This window comes from Mucilaginibacter sp. BGA-UO-ETr-C110 (assembly GCF_059567985.1).
On record NZ_JCAQPB010000002.1, the window covers coordinates 1,276,087 to 1,297,829 of the forward strand.

Genomic DNA, 21,743 nt, shown 5'->3' on the forward strand with positions numbered 1-21,743 from the left:
TAAATGAGAAAGTATTTACTTGTACTTGTTGTTATGGCATTTGGCCTAAAAGTCGGTGCCCAGGTTGATCAAAAGGCATCATACGCCTTTATTGAACGGGTTATCCCCGGCAAAAGCAGTTCGTTTATTATAGAGGCTATTCCACAGCAAAATGATAAAGATGTTTTTGAACTTGACAGCAGGGACGGTAAAATAATATTGAAAGGAAATAATGGTTTGTCTATAGCCTCAGCCTTAAATTACTACCTTAAAAATTATTGCTTTTGCGATATCGGCTGGAATGGTACCAATCTTAATTTACCAGCAACTTTACCTGTAGTTAAGAGCCTGGTGCATAAAACAACACCATATCAGTACCGTTATTATTTAAATTACTGTACCTACAATTATTCCATGGCCTGGTGGGACTGGGACCGCTGGCAAAAAGAAATTGACTGGATGGCCTTAAATGGGATTAATCTCCCATTGGCTATTACCGGCGAAGAAGCGGTTTGGCAAAATGTTTACAAAAGCATGGGCTTTACCGATAAACAACTGGATGAATTTTTTAGTGGCCCCGCTTATTTTGCCTGGTTTTGGATGGGTAACATTGATGCCTGGGGTGGTCCGCTGCCACAGCATTGGATGGACTCCCATAAAGAATTGCAAAAGAAAATACTGGAGCGTGAGCGCTCCTTTGGTATGAAACCTGTATTGTCATCATTTACAGGTCACGTACCTCCATCATTTAAAGATAAATTCCCCGGTGCCAAGGTTAAAAAAACCAACTGGGATGCCGGTTTTCCCGATGTATATATCCTTGATCCAGACGACCCGATGTTTGAAGCTATCGGTAAAAAATATATAGAGGCACAAACCAAAGAGTTTGGTACAGACCACCTGTACTCTGCCGATACTTTTAATGAAAATGTGCCGCCAACTAATGATTCTACCTATTTGGACGGTATGAGCAAAAAGGTTTTTAATTCCATGGCCGCAGCTGATCCCAAAGCAATTTGGGTGATGCAAGGCTGGATGTTCCATTATAACAATAAATTCTGGCAACCACAGCAGATCAAAGCGCTGCTAAATGCCGTACCAAACGAACAAATGATCGTACTGGATCTGTATAGCGATGCTCATCCGGTTTGGAACCGTACCGAAGCCTATTATGGCAAACCCTGGATCTGGAGCATGCTACAAAACTTTGGGGGTAACATCAGTTTATTCGGGCGTATGCGCCACGTAGCTGCCGATCCAGCGGTAGCTCTGCATGATCCCGAATCAAAAAATATGAGAGGCATAGGTGTTACCCCCGAAGGTATCGAACAGAATCCGGCGCTATTTGCGCTCATGCTGGAGAATGTATGGAATGATACCCCGATAGATGCTGATAAATGGCTTGTAAATTATGCTCAAAGACGTTATGGTCAAAGCAACACCCAGATCAACGAGGCGTGGCATATTTTATTAAACACCGTATATTCTGGGGGCTTAACCGAAGGTGGCCCTGAATCTATTATCGTGGCGCGACCAACATTCAAGAAGACCATCGACAGGGTACTAACTAAACTGGACTATGACCCTGCACAATTGTTTAAAGCCTGGAGCCTGTTTGTGAATGCCTCAGATAGCCTGAAACAAAGCGATGGTTTCCAGTATGACCTGGTTGATATTACCCGGCAGGTGCTGGCCAACTATGCGAGCCCGCTGCAACAAAAAATGGTGGCGGCTTATCAAAGTAAGGATAAAGCAACCTTTAAATTATACAGCACTCAATTTTTACAATTGATGGATGATATGGATGCTTTATTAAGCACCCGGAAAGATTTCCTGTTAGGTAAATGGATCGCTGAGGCAAGAGCAAATGGCATCACCGAAAAAGAAAAGAACCTATATGAATTTAACGCCCGCGATCTGGTTACACTTTGGGGCGATAAGGAAAGCGGTTTGCGAGAATACTCCAACCGTCAATGGGCCGGCTTGATCAAAGGTTATTATAAACCCCGTTGGGAACTGTTTTTTGATCAGCTAAATAAATCCTTAACCCCAGGCATTTCATTTGACGAGCTTACTTTTGACAAACAAGTGAAAGACTGGGAATGGCAATGGGTAAACAAGCATGATAACGCTTATGCTGATGCAACCAAAGGCAATGCCGTTGAAGTTTCAAAACGGTTATTTGAAAAATATCATACCATCATTCAACAAGCATATATCCAACAGTAATGAAGCGTATTTACTTCATATTATTACTCGCGCTTTGTTGTAGTAAAGGTTATGGTCAGGCCATAAACGATCATATATTTCCGGCCCAGCAATCAGCTAAGCCCTTTATTAATTTTGATAGCAAAGGTTTTTTGATCAACGGCAAACGTACTTTCCTGGCATCAGCCGGATTAGAGTATGCACGGATACCGAGGCAACTATGGTACGACAGATTACTGCGGTTAAAACGGGCAGGCTTCAATTGTGTGGAAGTATATACCATGTGGAATTTTCATGAGCCATTGGAAGGTAAATTCAATTTCAGTGGCGACCATGACCTGAACGCATTTTTGGCTATGGTTAAAAGCCTTGATATGTATGCTATTGTTAGGGTAGGCCCATATTATTGTGCCGAATGGGATCTGGGTGGTTATCCACTGTGGTTGAAATTTAAACCCGGTTTACGCGTCCGGGAGGACAATGAAGAGTTTGAAAAATACGTCGATAGCTTTTTTGATAAGTTATTGCCGATAGTTTTTAACCAGCAGATCAATAAAGGAGGCCCGGTAATATTGGTACAGTTGGAAAATGAGCATAATAATGGCTGGGGAACTATTGTACCAGATAATTATTTTAAACACCTGCAAAGTAAAGCGCTGAGTTTAGGTTTACAAGTGCCATACTTTTTTAGCGGTCTGCACCATGCTAGTGACCCTGCTGGTGACGGCACGTTAGATGATCCTAAACGCCCTAATCCATGGTTTTCTACAGAATTTTGGAGTGTATGGTACTCTCAATACGGTGCAAAGCCAACAGACTCCGCGGTATATGCCCGTCGTACCTGGAAGATAATAGCGCATGGTGGCGGCGGCTATAATTATTACATGGCCCACGGAGGATCGAATTTTGCTTATACCAATAACGACGAGGACGCTGCATCATATGATTATGGCTCGGCGGTTGGTCAGGCTGGTGATCTTAGGCCAATCTATTACGGTTTTAAACGCGCGGCGCTATTTGCCCGTAGTTTTCAGGATATATTGGAGAATTGTACCGATGCTACTGCAGCTTATAAAGATATTGCTGTAGATAGTAGCCTGAAGGTAACCGCAAGGTCGGCTGATATCGGCGACCTTATATTTTTAGACAATCCAACTAAAAATGTTATAAAGCCCAGGATTAAGGTTGATAACGATCTGCCGGTAACTAAGGTAACCATTGCTCCAGACGAGATCTATCCTTTGGTGCACAATTATACCATCAATAATGTAATAACGCTTAACTGGGCGCTTACACGTATATACGGGCTGGTTAAACAAGGCAATACCACAACCATTTTGGTTGAGGCCAATAAAGATAATGCTGCACTACTATATTTTAAGGTAAACGGAAAGCCGTCTGCCATACAGGGAGCCAAAGGATTTAAAATAGCCGATGGCAGTATCAGTCTTGCGGCGGCTTTACAAACAGGAAATCCAACGGAATATACATTCGAAGTATCTGGTCAGCGCGTTCGGGTTTTAGTAGGAGATGCATCGGGTATGGATAAAACCTGGATAACAGAAGCCGGAGGGCTACCAGTTATTGTAAGTGGTGTATCATACCTTGCAGAGTTTAGCTCACAAAACAAACAGGTATCAGCAAAAGCAGAATATCCATTGACGGCAAAAAAAGATGGCCCGGTACGTTTGTACCTGGAGGGTAAGTCAATTTTGTTAACTTCTGTATATCAATTGAATAAGTCATTTGTCTCAACTGTAACTTTAGCGCCATGGCAAAACAAAAATGCTTCTGTTTATGCCGCGACGACTTATGATGATACCAATTGGTTTAGTTCTGTCGATCCGCAACAGATGGGGACTGATAATAACCTGACGGCTGATGCCTGGTATCGAACTACGTTGGACGTTCCATCATCAGGAAAGTATACCATGCAGGTTGATGGTGGTGATCGTGCTACTGCGTTTGTCGATGGCAAGAAGACAGCCCGATGGAAAGTCCGGGATGGGGAGGTAACATTCGATATTGAAAAAGGCAAACATACACTGGCAGTATTTACAGCACATGACGGTCGCGATAAACTGGCCGCATATGTAGGAGCGATCACCGATGTAGATAAAAAAGGCTTGTCGGGGCAGGTTCAATTAAAAAAAGGAGGGCCCTTTATCTCCACCACAACTAGCTGGTATTTTACTAAGGCCGAAAAAGCCACCGACGTAAAGAACACAATACCTGTATTTGACACCACCAGCTGGAAAAAATATAAAATTGGTGATGATGTATTTAACAAGCAGGAGGGTTTCGGTTGGTTTCAAACCACTATTCCGGTTCAGGAAGGCAATCCATCCAAACTAACGATCAATTTTAGAAGCGTGGATGAGGATGCTACCGTATTTATCAACGGTAAACAGGTGGCACAACATAAAGGCTGGAACTCACCTTTTGCTGTGGAGGTTAATGATACGGCTGCACTTCAAAAACCAATCGTGCTTACCCTGTTCATCGAAAATTATTCTAATGAGGGTGGGATAGATCAACCTGTAAAAATTAATAGTATTGGTGATGGAATGATCTTAAGCGGCTGGAAAATGTTTGGAGGACCTGGAAACCCGGATGTTGTTGAGGGCTGGAATAAATTAGTACCAAAAACCTCATTTGCTGGACCGCAGTTTTTCCGGTCGCAGTTTACCGTGCCGCAATCACCGGGTAAACACTTGATATGGCGCGTTCATACGGATGGCTTAAGCTATGGTTCGGTTTGGATAAACGGTCATAATTTGGGTCGTTATCCCGAAAAAATTGGCAATATTGGCATGTATATACCGGAGTGCTGGTTAAAAGTGGGTATAAATCAAGTAGTAATTTATGACGAAAACGGTAACCGGCCGGATAAGGTGAGCATCAGATCAGAAAAAGAGGCCGGCAGAGTAACATATACGCTTCAGGGAAAACTATAATTAAAATTAAGATATATGGCTTTAGCAAAGGATAGATTTATAACGCTTGATATTTTCAGGGGCATGACCATTTGCTTCATGATCATTGTAAATGCCCCAGGTTCAGGTGCAGTACAATGGGCCCCGCTTGACCATGCCGCCTGGTTTGGTTTTACACCAACCGACCTTGTTTTTCCTTCTTTTCTCTTCGCGGTAGGTAATGCGCTAAGCTTTTCCAAAAACAAATTTGAAAGTAACAGTGCCTTTCTGCGTAAAATAGGCAAACGTACGCTTATCATATTTTTACTGGGCTACCTGATGTACTGGTTCCCATTTTTTCATCGTGAAGCCGATGGATGGGCGTTTAACCCGTTAGGAAATACCCGTATTATGGGGGTGTTGCAACGTATAGCGTTATGTTACTTTTTGGGTTCGCTGATCGTACATTATTGCTCAAAGCGTATGGCGGTTATTATCTCCGTTATGCTATTGTTGGGGTACTGGGTATTTTTATTGCTGCTTGGGGAACCAGGTAAAGAACTGGCCATGCTGGGCAATGCGGGTACGCGATTAGATATATTAATTATGGGTAACGCACATTTATACCACGACAAAGGTGGCCCGATAGCCTTTGATCCCGAAGGTTTATTGAGTACACTACCAGCTATTGTGAATGTAATAGCCGGTTATCTGGCCGGGGCATATATACAACGAAAGGGCCGTAATTATGAGTCGGTAACTAAATTATTGATAGCAGGTGTTTGTTTGATTGGCATAGCCTTGTTTTGGGCCCAGTTTTTCCCGCTGGCAAAAAAATTATGGACAAGCACATTTACTTTGCTTACCATCGGTATCGATCTGGTGATCATCGGTGTACTGATCTATGCTATAGAAATAAAGAACATCAAACGAGGTACTAATTTTTTCCTGGTTTTTGGCCGTAACTCGCTGGCGATATACCTACTGTCGGAATTGTTATTTACAGTTATTTCGACCATTTGGGTAAAGCCCAATCTGAGTTTTTACGATTGGGTAAACCAGGTATTTTATCAACCGCTTTTCCCCGGAGCTTTTGGTACACTGGTTTTTGCCTTATGTTATATGATGCTTTGCTGGCTGGTGGGTTATGTAATGGATAAAAGAAAGATCTATATCAAAATATAAGTTTACTTATGTATAAAACATCTTTCATAGTAAAAAAGGCGATTGTGCTATTGTTGTTATCATTTGCGATCACCTCAAACACAAATGCGCAGAACCGCTCGAATCTATCATACGTAAACCCATTTATCGGGACTACCAAAAGCGGTGTACTTACACATTGGGGAGGCGATGGTGGCACCTATCCCGGTGCGGTTGCTCCGGCTGGTTTTATCCAAATCAGCCCGGAAACACGGGTTAAAGGTGCAAACGGTTATGATTATGCCGATTCATCCATTTATTATTTTAGCTGCTTTGGCCATCATAGCGGTTTCCCGGGAGGTTCGGCAGGACGTTTGTTTATTATGCCGGTTGGTGCAGACAAAGATTTTGAACCTGGACGGTATAGCAACCGTTTTTCGCACCGCAATGAAGTTGCACGGCCGGGATATTACCAAGTAAAATTCAGTGATAATCATATCATTACTGAGGTCAGCACTTCTATCCGTACAGGAATATTGCGTTTTACATTCCCCGCTAAAACAAAGGCACAGGTTTATATAGGGAATGCAGGAGATATTACCATTGTTTCCGGAAAAGTGATACATGGAGCGGCGCTGAACACAATGATCAATTTTAGCGAAGCTTTTACCGATAAGAAACCGGTAAAAGGTGGTTATCTGTTTACTTTTAAAACAACAAATACATCGAAGGTTATTGAAGTTAAACTGAGTACTTCAACGATAAGCTTTGCGGGGGCACAAAACAATATTGATAAAGAAATAGCTAAATTAAGCTTTGGAGCCTATGCTACGCGTACTGCCAATGATTGGGCCAAACAACTCTCCACTGTTGATATTACCGATAACAGCGAGGCCAATAAAACTGTGTTTTATACTGCTCTTTATCATTCTTTGTTGATCCCATGGGTAATTTCTGATGTGGACGGTAATTATCGTGGTGAGGATGGAGTGGTTTATCATGCCTCGGGTAAGCTCCAGTATGGCGGGTTTTCTCCATGGGATACCTTCCGGTCATTGCATCCGTTGTTAAGTTTGCTGTATCCTGATAAGCAGAACGATGTAGTTTTATCCATGTTGGATATTTATAAGCAAACCGGTCATTTACCTACGGAGAGCATGACGGGCAACCACGCGATACCCATTATTGTGGATGCTTATTTAAAAGGGATTACCGGCTTTGATAAAACATTGGCCTACAAAGCCATGAAAAGTAATATTGTTGATTCGCCTTTTGTACAGAAAGACATGAGCATCTATCACCGGATGGGCTATGTACCGTATACCAATTCGGAATCAGTAACCCGCACAGTAGAATATGCTTATGACGACTGGGCTTTATCTCAATATGCTAAACTGGTGATGCATAATGAAAATGACTATCAGCTTTTACAACAAAGAGGATTTAACTATCGCAACCTGTTTTACCCGGAAACCATGTTTATGCTGCCGCGATCAGGAGCTGATTTCAAGATCAACCCGGCAATGTCGGGCTATAAAGAAGGTGATAAATGGGTATATTCATACTTTGTACCTCATAATGCTAAGGATCTGGTGAACCTGATGGGGGGCAATAATATATTCATCAATCGCCTGGACTCTGCTTTAAGAAACGATGTGATACTATTTGATAATGAAACGGTTATACATCTGCCATATTTGTTTAACGCCGCTGGTAGACCTGACCTAACACAAAAGTGGTGCAGGGACATTATGCTATCCCGATATAAAAACCGACCAGATGGTTTACCCGGCAATGATGACTTGGGAGCCATGTCAAGCGCTTATATATTTAACGCGATGGGGATATTTCCGGTTAGCCCAGGTAAAGCAGAGTATGCCATTGGTTCGCCTTTGTTTCAGTCAGTAAAACTGCATTTGCAAAACCATAAAACATGGGTTATTGAGGCTAAAAACCAATCGGCAGAGAATAAATATGTGAGCGCATTAACGGTTAATGGCAAAGCCTATGAACAATTAGTTTTATCTCATTCAACCATTACTGGCGGAGGTGAGATGCAATTTACCTTGAACATTAATGCCCATAATAATTGGCCGGCAGATAAAGATCCTATAGCATTATCCGAAACCAAAACACCATCGGATATAAAAGTGACCAGTTATAGCCTGCAGAAAACCAAGGTTGAACCGAATGAGCAACTATGGTTGCGCTTTACAGCACAAAACACTGGCTCAATAGGCACAACCCGTATCAGGATATATGCTGGTGGAAAGGTTGTCGCCAGTAGAAACTATCTTGTTCCACAAGGAAACACAATTAATGATTCTATTAGTTGCAGATTATACCGATTGGGGAACGTAACCATAGGTTTGGATAGTGCGGGTGGTAGCATCGCTGAGGTTATTGATCCGGTACGACCTGTGAAGCAGCCGTTTGAAATATTTGGCGTCACTATAAAGCCATTGATACATCGAGGCCAGGAACAGCAAATAAATTACATGGTAAAAAACCTGACCGGTAAAGATCAATCATTTGCCATACCTGTAAAACTGAATGATTCTCTTTTATATACCGATCATGTACAGTTGGCTCCGGGAGAAAGTAAACCCCAGGCTCACTCATTTGTTGACCAAATAAATTGTGTTAAAAATTTAATAATCAATGATTTAAGGTTTATATATAAAGTATTTAGTGATGATACAGGATCATTACTACTTGACCTTTCGCTTACTGCAAAAGGGAATGATCAAATTATTGGTGATAAGTCTGGATTTGGGAATGACGCAAACATCATTCATCCTAAGACTATTGAATTAGAAAGCGGGAAAATGATATTGTTGGGCGATCATTGTTTTGTAGAAGTTCCAAATGCACCAAGCCTGGATAACCTGGGGCAAACCATTACCATGATGGCCTGGGTTTATCCCGAAGGGAAAGAAACCGGATTGGTGGATATGCTCACCAAGGGTGATACCCATGTTTTGCAAATGATCGATAATAAAGCCCTTACCTTTTTTGCCGGTGGTTGGGGCCGCGGCGACTGTACTGTAAACCTCCCAACAAACTGGAAACAAAACTGGCACCATATAGCTGGTGTTTGTAATGGTAATTTGCTGTCCGTTTACATCGATGGTAAATTAGCAGGTACATCAACTGCAGAAGGTCCGGTGAATCTGTCTGTAGCTAATAAATGGCAGATCGGGCGGAATGAAGAGTTTCCGTCAGAACGAATATTTCATGGTTACATGGACGGCATCAAGGTTTTTGCCCAACCATTGTCAGCTACCGGCATCCTGGATATTTTTAATAAAGAGCAGGCCAGCTATAAAAATCAACCCGGAAATTGATCCGCTTTAAGCAGACACCGGAACTTTGGCCTGTTTAGACATATATTTCTTTAATTTCCTGATCGGAAAATAGGTGAAAACTATGGAGTAAACGGCCGCCAGCGCGCCATCTAGATAAGCCATTACCGGCCCGTTGAATTTATAATGGGCAGGTAAGCTTAACTGCGCTATGAACATTACAGCTAAAACAAACAGTAATGTACCCACGCCATTGATAATAGCCGTTTGCATGGCAAATCTGTTCTTATTCAAATCATCACTGATAGCCAAATCAAGGGCTCCCTGTTCAACTGCCAGTATCGTTTTTTTGAGTATATCCAGGGTGAGGATAAAGGGTAAAAATAACGACATGGGCAGCGTAAGCCTGGCCAGGCTTTGTTCACCTTCAAACAAATGGGTATAGCCTAATTTAGCGAAGCTGGCATAGGCTATAATGGTATTGAAAAAAATATTAGGAATGATGTATTGCAGCAGTTTCTTTTGTGCAAACCGTCGTAACGTAGTTTTATGTATTGGTTTATCAGGCATGCGATAATTGCTGTAAATTGGCAAACAATAGGTCTATTGTGGCGGCTTTTATTTTCAAAGCTTCAGCTTCATCAAGAAAATTGTCGTTTGACATAAAAGTGAAGTCCATCCTGTTTTTAAAAGTGGTTGTTACCAATGTATTAGGGTTGCGCCATGGAAACGCCACCGTTGGGCTATAAATAGTTTCGAGTTCAAATGACTGGTAAGTTTCAGGAATAGAAAGCCGGCCCATGTTGGATAGGGTAACATCGTGGGAGCCATCAGTAGCCTTTAAAAATTTGATCATCCTGTTTACTGTCGCGTGCATGTATTCGCCCATCCATAACATTTCATAGGCGTTCATGGTTTCAATTTTGGCAGTCAGATCGGTTTTTATTTTGCGGGCCTGTTCCCAAAAGCCCTTTGTTGAGTCTTTGTCAATAGTCAGTTCCACAATAGGTGCGAAGGCAAACATGGTATCCTGTTTTATTTCGGGAATAAAGCGCCTGATATCTACCGGGCTAATTACCTTGCCGCGGGCTTTAGTACCCCTTACTTCCTGAAACGCTTTTAAAAACGCCACGCATAAAGCGGCATGTACCGATGTGCCCGCATTTTTAGCCGTTTCTGCTATGGCAATGGTCTGTTCCTCATCCAGCTTCCAGTGGATGACGTAGTTTCGGCCGGTTCCAAATTTGTTCCGGGTATTTTTAAGCAGGAAGAATAGCTTGCCCAAAAAAGAATAGATCCGCCCTTTACGCTTGTTTTTAGCGATATCAAAGCTATCAGGCATTAATTCCTGTACCGAATTAAAAGGAGCGTAGGTATCCAGTTCCTGCGCGGGGTTATCCAGTAAACTCAGTATTTCGCTAAGCAGGGCGACACAGGTACCACCATCACAAACACAATGCGGCATTACCAGCAAAAACTCTGATACGGAGGCTGATCTTACCCAAACCACCCGGGCTAATGGTACATTGTCGCCATCAAATAACTTATACCATTCTGTTTCTGATTCTTTTAACCAATCATCGTCGGTAAGCCGTTCTGCAATACGTACGGGGATCGATCGTACATGCTCGTTGGTAATAAAATAGGGGCCGCCTTTCTGTTCCTCATCTATACGAACCCGTAATAGGGGGTGTTTTTGCTGAACCTTGGTAAGCGCTGTATGAAGATTTTCCGGATTGATACTCCCGGCTATTTTTGCCGTGAATACACAATTAAGCGGCGTAGAAGCATCTACGTGCATAATTCTTTCCACCATCATTAGTTTTCTTTTCATGCTACGGCTACCGCTATGTTACCAATCTGTTCTTTGATCATTGATATTATTTTATCCTTTATCGCCAGGGCGTCTTCATAAGGAATAAACCCTTCGCTGGCAATAAACGAAAAGTCCATTTGCCCACGATAGGTAGATGTTACCATGGTAGTGGTGTTACCCAGCGGACCGATCACGGCCGGACTGAATATAGTTTCCAGTTCGAACGAGCGATATTGATACGGTATATCAATCTTGCCCAAATTGGAGAACATACAATCGTTAGTTGATTTTCCGTTTTTTAGCAAATTGGTAAAATTATCCATGGCGGAGTGCGCCGATTCCATCATCATCATGGTAGCATAAGGATCGAGCTTAGCCGATTTTTGATCAACATCCTTTTGCATAGCTTTAATGTTATCTAAAAAATCCAGACCAGCATGTGCCGAAACTACCAGCATCAAACCAAACGCAAATATCTGGTCTTTCTTGATCTCTGGTGCGAATCTCCGGATATCAACCGGGCACGACACCTTATTATGCGCCTGATCTTTCCTAACCTGTTTAAAGGCGCTTAATAGCACCCCGCATAACATAGTATTTACCGTAATACCTGCCGATTTACAATAAAGGATAAGCTCTTTACTCAAGTCTTCGTCAAATTTCCAGTGAATCAGGTAATCTCTTTTTCTGTCAACCGGATTTTTCTTTACCGGCATCAGCTTCAACACTACGGCGGCCAAACCACCAATCAGTTTAGCCTTTATCTGTTTCCCTTTGTTATTCAAAATAGCTGGTGGAATAATATCTTCCACTCCCTTTATCGGATTTTCTTTGCCTATATCCGTAGTCGGATCGTCTAATAGCTGTAGCAATTCGGCTAATATGCTCATGGCTGAACCTCCATCGCATAAGCAATGATGGATAGTAATGATCATGTCAGATACTGTTTCACCTTTTATCCATACCAGGCGTAAGAGAGGGCCTTTAGCTGTATCAAACGGTGTAAGTAACTCTCTGTGCGACTCTGTTTGCCAATCGTTATCACTTAACCGGTTCTCTATTCTTACCGGGATCTTAACCGGTTTTGCTTCATCGATGATAAACCATGGCCTTTGTTTATCGTCATTTTGCACAAAGGCATTCAGCCAGGGATGTTTTTCCTGCACTCTTCCTAAAGCGTAATGCAGATCAGCCTCAGCAAAAACACCACGCAGCCTGAATGGTATCACGCCGTTAAAAGGCAGTGTACCGTCGCCGTGCAGCATTCTTTCACCAAATAATAATTTCCTTCTCATACCAGACTAAGTTCTTCAGTTCCTGTTAATGATGTAATTGTTTCCATCATTTTATCTTTAATAGCCCAAGCATCTTCATAAGGCAGGCTCCCTTCATTGCTGATGAAAGAAAAATCCATTTGTCCGCAATAAGTAGAGGCCGTAAACGCGGTAGCATGCCCTTCCGGTACCATAACAGAGGGACTAAATATGGTTTCCACTTCAAATTGTTTATACTGTCGCGGAATATCCACCTTACCCAAATTAGAAAACATGCAGTCATTACTTGCTTTCTGTTTTCTTAAAAACCGCACTATTTTGTGCAGCGATCCATGAGCGGCCTCTAACAACATAATGATCTTATATGGATCAAGTTTGGCCATTTTGTTCTCAATATCCTGTTGCATGGCTCTTGCATTGCTGAAAAAACCAAGACCCGGATAAGCCGATACCAGTATCATTAAAGCAAATGCAAAGATGTTGTTCTTTTTTATCTGCGGATTAAAATTGCGGATATCAACCGGGCACATTATTTTATTCAATGCCTTTTCTTGCCTAACCTGTTTAAAAGCATCCAAAATTATGGCACACATAATAGTGTTTACCCTGATATCTTCCGTTTTACAGCAGGCTAGCAGGGCCGAACTGATCTCTTCATTCAGTCTCCAATGTATCAGGTAATCCTTTTTTCGTTCCACTGGTTCATCTTTGGATGGCATCAGCGATAAAGTTAATGACGCTATGCCTACCACCATCTTTGCTATAACCTTATGTACCTTATTATTCAGCATTTCAGGCGGAACAACACCCGCAATACCTGTTATAGGTAATTCGGCTGCAATGTGGGTACCCGGGTCATCCAATAGTTGTAAAAACTCTTCCAGGATAACCAATGCCGAACGACCATCAAAAAGACAATGATGCATCACCAGTATAAACTCCGAAACAGGTTCGCCCTTTATCCATACCATTCGCATCAACGGTTCCTGGTAACTATTAAAAGGTACCGACCATTCTTTTACCGATTCTGTTTGCCAGTCGTCATTACCAATTCGTGTCAATGTACGTATCGGGATCTTAACCTCGCGTTTGTCATCAACTACAAACCAGGGTTGTCCATCCTTGTCATTTTCTACCACTGCATTCAACAGGGCGTGGCTTTTTTGTAAGCCCTCCAAAGCAAGGCGAATATCCGTTTCTAAAAAAATACCGCGTACCCGTACCGGTAGAAGCGCGTTAAATGCGTAGTTCCCATCTCCATGCATCATGCGTTCAATAAAAAGTAGTTTTCTTCTCATAGGCTATTGGTTAACTCATCGTTTCAAGTATTTGCTCAGTTTTTGTAAAATCTTCTAATAATTGTACAGCCTTATCGTTGCCACCGGCGGCTATAAAGGTTTCTCTCACCCTAACCGCTGCTTCACGGTATTTAGGGTTTTGTAATAACTCAAAAACGGTATCGCGCAGATCGGCTATCCGCAAACGTTTATAGCGTATGCTTACACCGGCACCTGAATTTTCGATCAGTTTGGCCGTGTGAAAATGATCATAAGCAATAGGGGTGATCAACATGGGTAAACCGTTGGTAAAAGTATCGTTAACGGTATTAAAGCCTCCATGACAGATCACTGCGTCCATGTGCGGCATTAGTTCAGTCTGTGGCACAAAACCATTTACGATAAAGTTATCTGGCCATACCTCAAAAATATCGGGATTGGTGGCGGCTACTATCGTTACCGGTTGATCTGCAAAAGCGGTTATTAGTTTTTGGAAAAATTCTTTACGGATGTCAACCAATAGTGTACCCAAAGACACAAAAACCTTTGGGGTAGTAGCCTTAGCCAGCCTTTCCCAGTCAAAAGCGGCATTGTTAGGCCGGCCTTTTACCGGACCTACAAATTTCATATGCGGTGATACTTCATCAAAACCAGCAAAAGCCTGTGAAGTAAATACAAGATTGAGTTTATGTGAATGGATAACGATCTCATCGCCATAAACACCAAATTCCTGTTGCAGCCCTTTTACCAGGTTTTGCTGCCATTCAAAAATTTTAGGAGCGCTGTTGGCTGTGTCCCCCATCACATCGGGTGGTACAGGTGTAGTTGTTACCGATGGGATGCCTTTGATATAAGCACATAACGCACCGGCAAAGGTGATGCAGTCATTAATGATCACATCGGGTTTCCAGACATCCACAAAATTGCTTAGTCCCGGCATCATGATGCGGGCAAATGGCACGTAGGTTTCCTCCAGAGCCAATTTCATCACCTCCGGGCCTGAACAGGCCGGGCCGTCATCCTGACGTTTCAGGATACGGTTTATTTCGTCCTGGTGCTGCTCCAACTCGGCAGCGGGATAGATGAACTCGCCACCTGCGGGTATATGTTTATCGGCCAGTGGAGTAACACCCAGCCACTTTACTTCATGACCACGGGCGATAAGGCTTGCGCCGATACTTAATGTTGGACTGATATGCCCGAAAAATGGTGGAACAACAAATAAAAATTTTGCCATGGTAGATGGTAACGTTAGTTTTTTAATACTTCTAAAGATTGTTTGGTGGCGACCTGTTCAAGCATATCTGCCGCGGTCTCCGTTCCGCCGGCTTCAATGAACGATCTTTTGATCGTTTCAGCGGCGGTTTTATAATCTGGGTTATTCAATATCTGATGAACGGCTTCTTTAAGATGGTGAGCCTTAAAGCGGTTAAAGTTTAAACGCTCGCCTGCACCGATACGAACCACCCGGCCTGCAACATGCGACTGATCATAGGCAATAGGAATAACCACTAATGGCAATCCATTGGATAGGGTTTCGCAAACGGTATTATGACCACCATGGCAAACAACCGCGTCAAGATGGGGCAGCAGATCAAGCTGCGGTACCTGGCGTTGTACTATAAAATTATCAGGCCATTGCTCAAATAAAGCAGGGTCAGAAACTACCACCACTGTTAGTTCACCATCACCAAAAGCTTCAACCACTTTGGTGAAAAAGTTCTTTTTATGCTCGTGGTCAAAGGTTGTGCCGATGCTCACCAGTATTTTAGGTTTGTCGCTCTGCTGCAGCTTGTCCCAGTCGAATGTTATTTTGGTAGCCGGGCGGTTGATCACCGGGCCGGTAAAGCGGAAGTTAGGTGTTAACTCCATATCACCAAAAAACTCCTGTGACGTAAGTACCATGGTCAGTAGTTCAGAACAAACTATAGGTGCGGTAGCTTCAACGCCAAACTCACGCTGTAAGCCTATTACCTGATTCATTTCCCATTCATGTATTTTGGGCAGCTCCTCCATTACCTTGATAGCAGCGGGCGCAGTTACCGAAGTAGCATAAGGCAGCTTTTTGTTAGTAGCTGCAATAGCTCCGGCAAACATTTGGTGATCAGTAATTACCAGGTCCGGTTCAAATTGATCGAGCAAATAGGCAATACCGTCATAACTATGGCGGTTTAGGGGAATCAATACCTCTTCATACAGGAATTTAAGACTATCAATACCATAAACTATCTTTTTAGTGATAATATCCAAATATTGTTCGCTTTCCCGTTTCTGTTGGTCATTTTCATCATAGCTAATGTGCAGCAGTTCGCCACCTGCGGGGAGTTTGGCCGCTAATGATTCGTCGAGCGTTATCCAGCCTACCCGGTGGCCGCGTTCCAATAAAACAGCGCCCATGCTTAAAGTAGGGTTAATATGCCCGGTTAAAGGAGGTACAATAAATACAAACTTTGCCATAGGGTAGATGTTTTTCGCGGGTAAGGTTTTAATTCATAAAAAATGTGTTGATCATATTGGCTATCAGTACCGGTTCCTGTATCGGGATGTTATGATCGCCGGGAACAGCCGTCAGTTCTGATGTTTTTATTTTTCCGTTCAGCTCTTTGCCGGTTTCCAGGCAATTAGAGTCCGATCCGTAAAGCAGCAGGGTATCCTTGTTCAGAAGTGAGATTTGAGGTTCGTCCAGGAAATCCTTTTCAGCTATCATATCGCTTTTGATACTGGTTTGGTAAAACAGGTACTCATACATCCGGTGGTTGCGTTCCATCTGGCGCTTACCCATTTTTACTTTAGTAGTATCTGTGAAATTCTCCACATAGTGCTCCAAAAACTCACGACTGTAATCGTCAATGATACCGCGGGCTTTCTCATCTTTAGGATCGGGCGCTTCAATTACAACCAGCTTTTTTACCTTGTCAGGAAAACGCAGCGCCATTTTTAACGCGATCAATCCGCCAAAGCTATAGCCGGCCAGGTGTACTCGATCTAAGTTCAATGCATCCATCAAAGCATTCAGATCGTCGGTCATGCTGTTCAAGTCGTAGCCATGAAGGGTGCGCTCGCTCATACCATGACTTTTCAGATCATACATCACCACGTGGAAATGTTCGGCCAAAATGGGCGCTATGTTAAAATAATAAACAGACAGGTTACTGAACATACCATGAACCAGCAGCACGGTTTCGGCCGCGCCTTTGTTAAGCTCCTGGATATGTACATCCCTGTTATTTACTTTGATTACTGGCATTCGTAAATGTAATTGATGATCATACCTAAATTCAGATTGATCAGCTGATCAAGGTCCATAGATGATAACCAACCGGTAAAATCGATCTGGTCACCAAAATGGGCTTTTATTTTTTCGGAAAAAGATACGATCTCGATGCTGTCCATTTCAAGGTCTTTAGTGAAAGAACTTTCTGGAGTGATATCCATTTCTTCCACAAATTCCTCACCTATAACTTCTGTGATGAATTGTTTCATCAGATCAAATATCTCGTCCCTGTTCATTTTTGTTGTTGATGCTACTGTGTCCATCCGATTATGTAGTTTTTATGTTTTAATGTTTTGATATAAATGTCGTTAATGCGCAGTTCGTCGCCTTTGATCTCCTGAACCACGTATGCCTTGGGGTTACCCTGCAGGCCTTTGCCCAGGTACTTGCCATAAGCTTCTTTGGCTACCCAGAAACGGGTTGCCCATTCTGCTTTATCCTTATCTTTTAACAAGGCTGTTTCTGCTTCGGTAAATACCATATCAAAAAAGCCCGCGCCGCGATCTTCTATCGTTTCTATGTCGATACCTACCGGTTTATCATATTGCGCGATACCAACCGCGTCTGTACCTTTATGGGCGATGGATATGTGGATACCATCTGCCAACCCGCCGCTTGGATAGGGTTTACCCAGTTCATCTGCTTTTATTTCAAAGGTGATAGGGTAACAAGCCTGTTGTTTTTGTTTATTAAGCAGGTTCCGCACTGCATCCTTTACGGCTACGCGACTGATCATCCAGATCTTCCGCTTATTTGGCATCAGGGTATTGTGGTGCTTTTTCTCGTCCTGGTTGAAATAACGTTTCAGGATAAAATCCCAGGATACCACCCGCGAGTAAGCCTGATGGAACATGAATATACCCGGCGCTATCTCTTCCGATAAACGGTTATGCAATGGCGACATGGATACATTCCAAAGCGGTTCATCGATCTCCAGCCTGCGGTTTTGCCAGCCGGTGATGATGGCCCAGATCTTGCCATTACGTTTCATTACGAAATCGGCGGTGGCAAATTCATCGTTCAGTTCGGTTAATACACAGGTACATTCAAACTGACCTTTCTGATCTTCCATCGGCTCAAAGAACTCGATCTCCTGGATTTTTACGGGGAAGGCGATACGATCTTTGGTCAATGTCAATTGCAGCCATAATCCAAATAACTGCCCGGCATTATCCAATAGGGAGCCTTTACCGGCGTCACCTTCAATAATACCGGTAATGCCTTTTTTGCCGACAGCTGTTAATGACCTGATACCCTGGTAACGCGGGCCATGGAACATATGCGCGTCATAGATCTGCTCGGCAGTGCGTTGAATATCCAGTAGTTCGCCTACGTCAAAATGCCTGTCTGGTGCCGGACTGAGTTCGCGGGCCAGTTGTACCTCGGCATTGGCAAACTTATCCAGATCAAGATAAACGCGTTGCTGATCTTTCCATTCGCCGGTAACGGTTTCACGGAAGGGTTTTACTACGTTCATCCATTGGAACACTTTAATGTTCATGATCTTTTGTACCTGTTCGCCAGGTGATTGCTCGGCTGCTATTTCGCCAAACATTTCAAATATCATGGTCATAGGTATCACCGGATCCATATCCTCTACACAATGCCAGCCTTTTGGCTGACGTAGTAGGGAATGATCTATTAAATAAGGACAATTATCCAGGGAAACGTCCAATTGTTTCGAAAACGGAACCCGCTTTGCCGGAGCATCAGTTGCCGTTTGCGGTGGTGCTACAGGTGGTGGAGGTGCAGAAACAGGTTGTGCCGTTGTTGTCGCCCTCGCTATAGGTTGCGTAGGCCTGTTTTGGAAAAGCTGCATCATCTCGTTCTGTATGTTCACCATTTCAGCAACATTTTCACTGAAGGCCCGCATGATCGGATCAGCAACGTCAACCAGCATAGCTTCATGTTTTACCGGTGACTGTTGTTTAACAGCGGCAAGATTTTTAAGCCCAGCCAGGTTGTGTACAATAGGTGAGCCCAACTCTAATTTGATACCCTTTGTTTTAACAGGCGAGGCAGTTTGTTTATGACCCATAAAATCAAGTCCAACTTCTTTGCCTTCCACAAACAAGGCTGCCAATACGCGCTGCAGTTGGGTTAAGCCCGGCCGTGTAGGTACGTTTGATGCTATAGTGCTAAAGCTTTTGCCTTTTAAAGTATCATCAATAAAGCCGATCAAACCACCGGAGCCAACCTGTATAAAAACACGGGCACCTTCGCTATATAGTTTTTCGGTAAGCTCACGGAAGCGTACCGGTTTAATGAGGTGCTCAGCGCTCAACTGCCTGATGGCCTCAAAGCCTTCCGGATAAAGTTCCAGCGTAGTGGCCGACCATAAGGGCGTGGTGGTTTTGCGGAACTGCATATTGCGCATCCCGTCCAATATTAAATCCAGTTTATCGGCCACAAAAGGGGAGTGGAAGCCCGATTGAAATGGCAGTACCTGGTGAAATATCTGTTTAGCTTTTAATATCGGTACCAGTTCATCGAGCGCCGGTTTGCTGCCGCAAAGTATCACTTGCTGCGGACAGTTATCGTTGGACAGGTATACATCTTTAATACCGGCCATAATAGGCTCCAGCTGATCAATACCGCAACCTACGGCTATAAAGCGCGAATCTTTTAACTCAAATGTCTCCGGATTCAACACATCCAGCAGTTCCAGTACCGAGCTTTCTTCGGCCAGTTCTGATGAACGCGCTGCCAGCCATTCGCCCAGGCTGTGCCCGGCGTTCATATCAGGTTTTACGCCCAATTGTTTAAGCGCGGTATCCAGGATACTGCTTTTATTGAGTATGCCTAAGGCTTCACTTAGTAAGCCATCAGCTTTGGTATCGTTATCTGGCGCAATGTTAAAGTAGCTGGATACAGTGGAAACCTCGCCCCCTGCCAATCCATCCAAACCAGGGAATACAAAGGCTACCTTGCCGCCATCATTTAGCAGCGGGGCATTGGTGTACCAGATATCCTGTTTATTGCGCCAGGGCATATTTTTAGCCGCTATTTTAGTAGCTTTTTTTAATCTTTCAGGAGTTGGGTTAAATAGCGCTATACGGAAGTTTCCTTTACCTTCGCTAAAATCCTCTGTTTCCAAAGCAGTGATCAGTGCTTCGTGGGTTTCACGTGCAAGTAATAAAACTTCGTCCTTTTTAGGGGAGTTAAAGCCTTCTAATACCACATGCGCGTTAATGCCGCCAAAACCAAAGGCGTTTACACCGGCAAGCTTGGGTAAGCCTGATTCTGTCCAGTTGCGTGAGGTTTGTACCGGCGAAAACCTGGTTTTTTCCATTTGAGCCAAAGGCGTTTCGCAATGCAGGGTTGGCGGCAAAGTATCATGATATAGCGCCAAACAGGTTTTGATAAAACCCGCGATACCCGCGGCCGGCATGGCATGACCAATATTTGATTTTACCGATCCAATACCTGCATCAGGCAATTCAGGGTGGTGACCAAAAAATTGAGCCAGGGTTTGTAGCTCGGTCTTGTCGCCCAGTGGGGTGCCTGTACCGTGTGCCTCCAGGTAACCAATATCATTTGCCTGTACACCGGCATTTTCCCAGGCTTGCTCAATAGCTTTAAGCTGCCCTTTTACCGCCGGACTCATCACGCTGGTGCCGCTGCCATCGCTGCTTACACCAACGCCTTTTATTACAGCGTAAATTTTGTCTTTATCGTTTATAGCATCTTCCAGGCGTTTTAAAACCACAAAACCACAGCCTTCACCAATAATTAATCCGTCGGCTCCGGTGTCAAAAGGTTTTATTTGTTCCTGGCGGGATAGAGCTCCCAATTGCGAGAATATACTCCAGAAAGCGGCATTTTGCCCGGTATGTACGCCTCCGGCTATGATCATATCGCAACGGCCGCTGTTCAATTCCTGTACACCATGGTCAATAGCAATCAAGGAACTGGCGCAGGCCGCATCAAGCGTAAACGCCACACCACCCAGATTTAAGCGGTTAGCCACCAGTGATGCCACCAGGTTGGGGATAAGCCCCATGGCGGTATCGGCGCTGAAACGCCCTTTGCGTAACTGGAACTCCTGTTTTACTTTTTCTATTTCGGCATCGCCTAAACCGGGCAGTATCTCTTTTAATAAAGAGGCTATCTGTTCGCCGGTACGTACAATCTCAATGGCACGGGTTGCACCGGGGCCGGTATAGTTACCTTTACCAATAATGATACCCGTTTTTTCGAGCGTGATGTTTTTTGCAAATACACCGGCATCTTCCAGTGCACGGTATGCCAGGTCGAGCGTGAGCAGATGATCTGGTTCGGTACCTTCAACAGCTACGGGCAGGATGCCAAAACGACGCGGATCAAATTCATAATCGGGAATAAAGCCGCCACGGTTACAGTAAAAACGATCCACAGCCGACTCCTGTTTACTAAAATGCACCGGATCTATCCGATCCGGTGGCACTATTTGAGTTGAATCAACTTTGTTAATTATATTTTGCCAGAAGGTTTCTACATCGCCCGCTCCCGGAAAAATGCATGACATCCCTATTACTGCTACATCGGTTTTCTTCATGTGTGGAATGGTTTG

13 protein-coding genes are annotated in these 21,743 nt (G+C 43.6%); 4 read left to right on the forward strand and 9 right to left on the reverse strand.

Annotated elements, in window-relative coordinates; all coding sequences use genetic code 11:
• The first annotated feature begins 3 nt into the window (after positions 1-3).
• The 4 genes from AC57BQ_RS06570 to AC57BQ_RS06585 are packed head-to-tail and all read left to right on the forward strand — an operon-like array spanning position 4 to position 9,592.
• Entirely contained in the window at positions 4-2,208 is a 2,205-nt protein-coding gene (locus tag AC57BQ_RS06570) for an alpha-N-acetylglucosaminidase (protein WP_496405511.1), read from the forward strand.
• Positions 2,208-5,144, forward strand: a complete 2,937-nt coding sequence (locus AC57BQ_RS06575; protein WP_496405512.1) for a beta-galactosidase — start codon at positions 2,208-2,210, stop codon at positions 5,142-5,144. The genes AC57BQ_RS06570 and AC57BQ_RS06575 overlap by 1 nt, the downstream gene beginning before the upstream one ends.
• A gap of 15 nt (positions 5,145-5,159) precedes the next feature.
• A complete protein-coding gene (locus AC57BQ_RS06580) occupies positions 5,160-6,287 on the forward strand; it encodes an acyltransferase family protein (RefSeq protein WP_496405513.1) in 1,128 nt (375 codons plus the stop codon).
• 8 nt (positions 6,288-6,295) lie between these two features.
• A complete protein-coding gene (locus AC57BQ_RS06585; protein WP_496405514.1) occupies positions 6,296-9,592 on the forward strand; it encodes a GH92 family glycosyl hydrolase in 3,297 nt (1,098 codons plus the stop codon).
• Positions 9,593-9,598: 6 nt separating this feature from the next.
• Here the strand turns inward: AC57BQ_RS06585 and AC57BQ_RS06590 are convergent, their stop codons facing one another.
• The 9 genes from AC57BQ_RS06590 to AC57BQ_RS06630 are packed head-to-tail and all read right to left on the reverse strand — an operon-like array spanning position 9,599 to position 21,728.
• The gene (locus AC57BQ_RS06590; protein ID WP_496405515.1) at positions 9,599-10,120 is read right to left on the reverse strand and encodes a hypothetical protein; all 522 of its coding nucleotides are present in this window, start codon (positions 10,118-10,120) and stop codon (positions 9,599-9,601) included.
• A complete protein-coding gene (locus AC57BQ_RS06595; protein ID WP_496405516.1) occupies positions 10,113-11,384 on the reverse strand; it encodes a phthiocerol/phthiodiolone dimycocerosyl transferase family protein in 1,272 nt (423 codons plus the stop codon). Before AC57BQ_RS06595 ends, AC57BQ_RS06590 begins: the two co-directional genes overlap by 8 nt.
• A complete protein-coding gene (locus AC57BQ_RS06600) occupies positions 11,381-12,661 on the reverse strand; it encodes a condensation domain-containing protein (RefSeq protein ID WP_496405517.1) in 1,281 nt (426 codons plus the stop codon). The genes AC57BQ_RS06595 and AC57BQ_RS06600 overlap by 4 nt, the downstream gene beginning before the upstream one ends.
• Positions 12,658-13,938 carry a condensation domain-containing protein gene (locus AC57BQ_RS06605; protein WP_496405518.1) on the reverse strand — a complete coding sequence of 427 codons (1,281 nt, stop codon included), beginning with the start codon at positions 13,936-13,938 and terminating at the stop codon, positions 12,658-12,660. The genes AC57BQ_RS06600 and AC57BQ_RS06605 overlap by 4 nt, the downstream gene beginning before the upstream one ends.
• 10 nt (positions 13,939-13,948) lie before the next feature.
• Positions 13,949-15,154: a glycosyltransferase gene (locus AC57BQ_RS06610; RefSeq protein ID WP_496405519.1), complete on the reverse strand. Its 1,206-nt coding sequence runs from the start codon at positions 15,152-15,154 to the stop codon at positions 13,949-13,951.
• 14 nt (positions 15,155-15,168) lie between these two features.
• On the reverse strand, positions 15,169-16,374 hold the full coding sequence (locus AC57BQ_RS06615; protein ID WP_496405520.1) for a glycosyltransferase: 1,206 nt from the start codon (positions 16,372-16,374) through the stop codon (positions 15,169-15,171).
• Positions 16,375-16,402: 28 nt separating this feature from the next.
• Positions 16,403-17,164 carry an alpha/beta fold hydrolase gene (locus tag AC57BQ_RS06620; RefSeq protein WP_496405521.1) on the reverse strand — a complete coding sequence of 254 codons (762 nt, stop codon included), beginning with the start codon at positions 17,162-17,164 and terminating at the stop codon, positions 16,403-16,405.
• Positions 17,155-17,454 carry an acyl carrier protein gene (locus AC57BQ_RS06625; RefSeq protein ID WP_076369424.1) on the reverse strand — a complete coding sequence of 100 codons (300 nt, stop codon included), beginning with the start codon at positions 17,452-17,454 and terminating at the stop codon, positions 17,155-17,157. Before AC57BQ_RS06625 ends, AC57BQ_RS06620 begins: the two co-directional genes overlap by 10 nt.
• The gene (locus AC57BQ_RS06630) at positions 17,442-21,728 is read right to left on the reverse strand and encodes a beta-ketoacyl synthase N-terminal-like domain-containing protein (protein WP_496405522.1); all 4,287 of its coding nucleotides are present in this window, start codon (positions 21,726-21,728) and stop codon (positions 17,442-17,444) included. The genes AC57BQ_RS06625 and AC57BQ_RS06630 overlap by 13 nt, the downstream gene beginning before the upstream one ends.
• Positions 21,729-21,743: the final 15 nt, after the last annotated feature.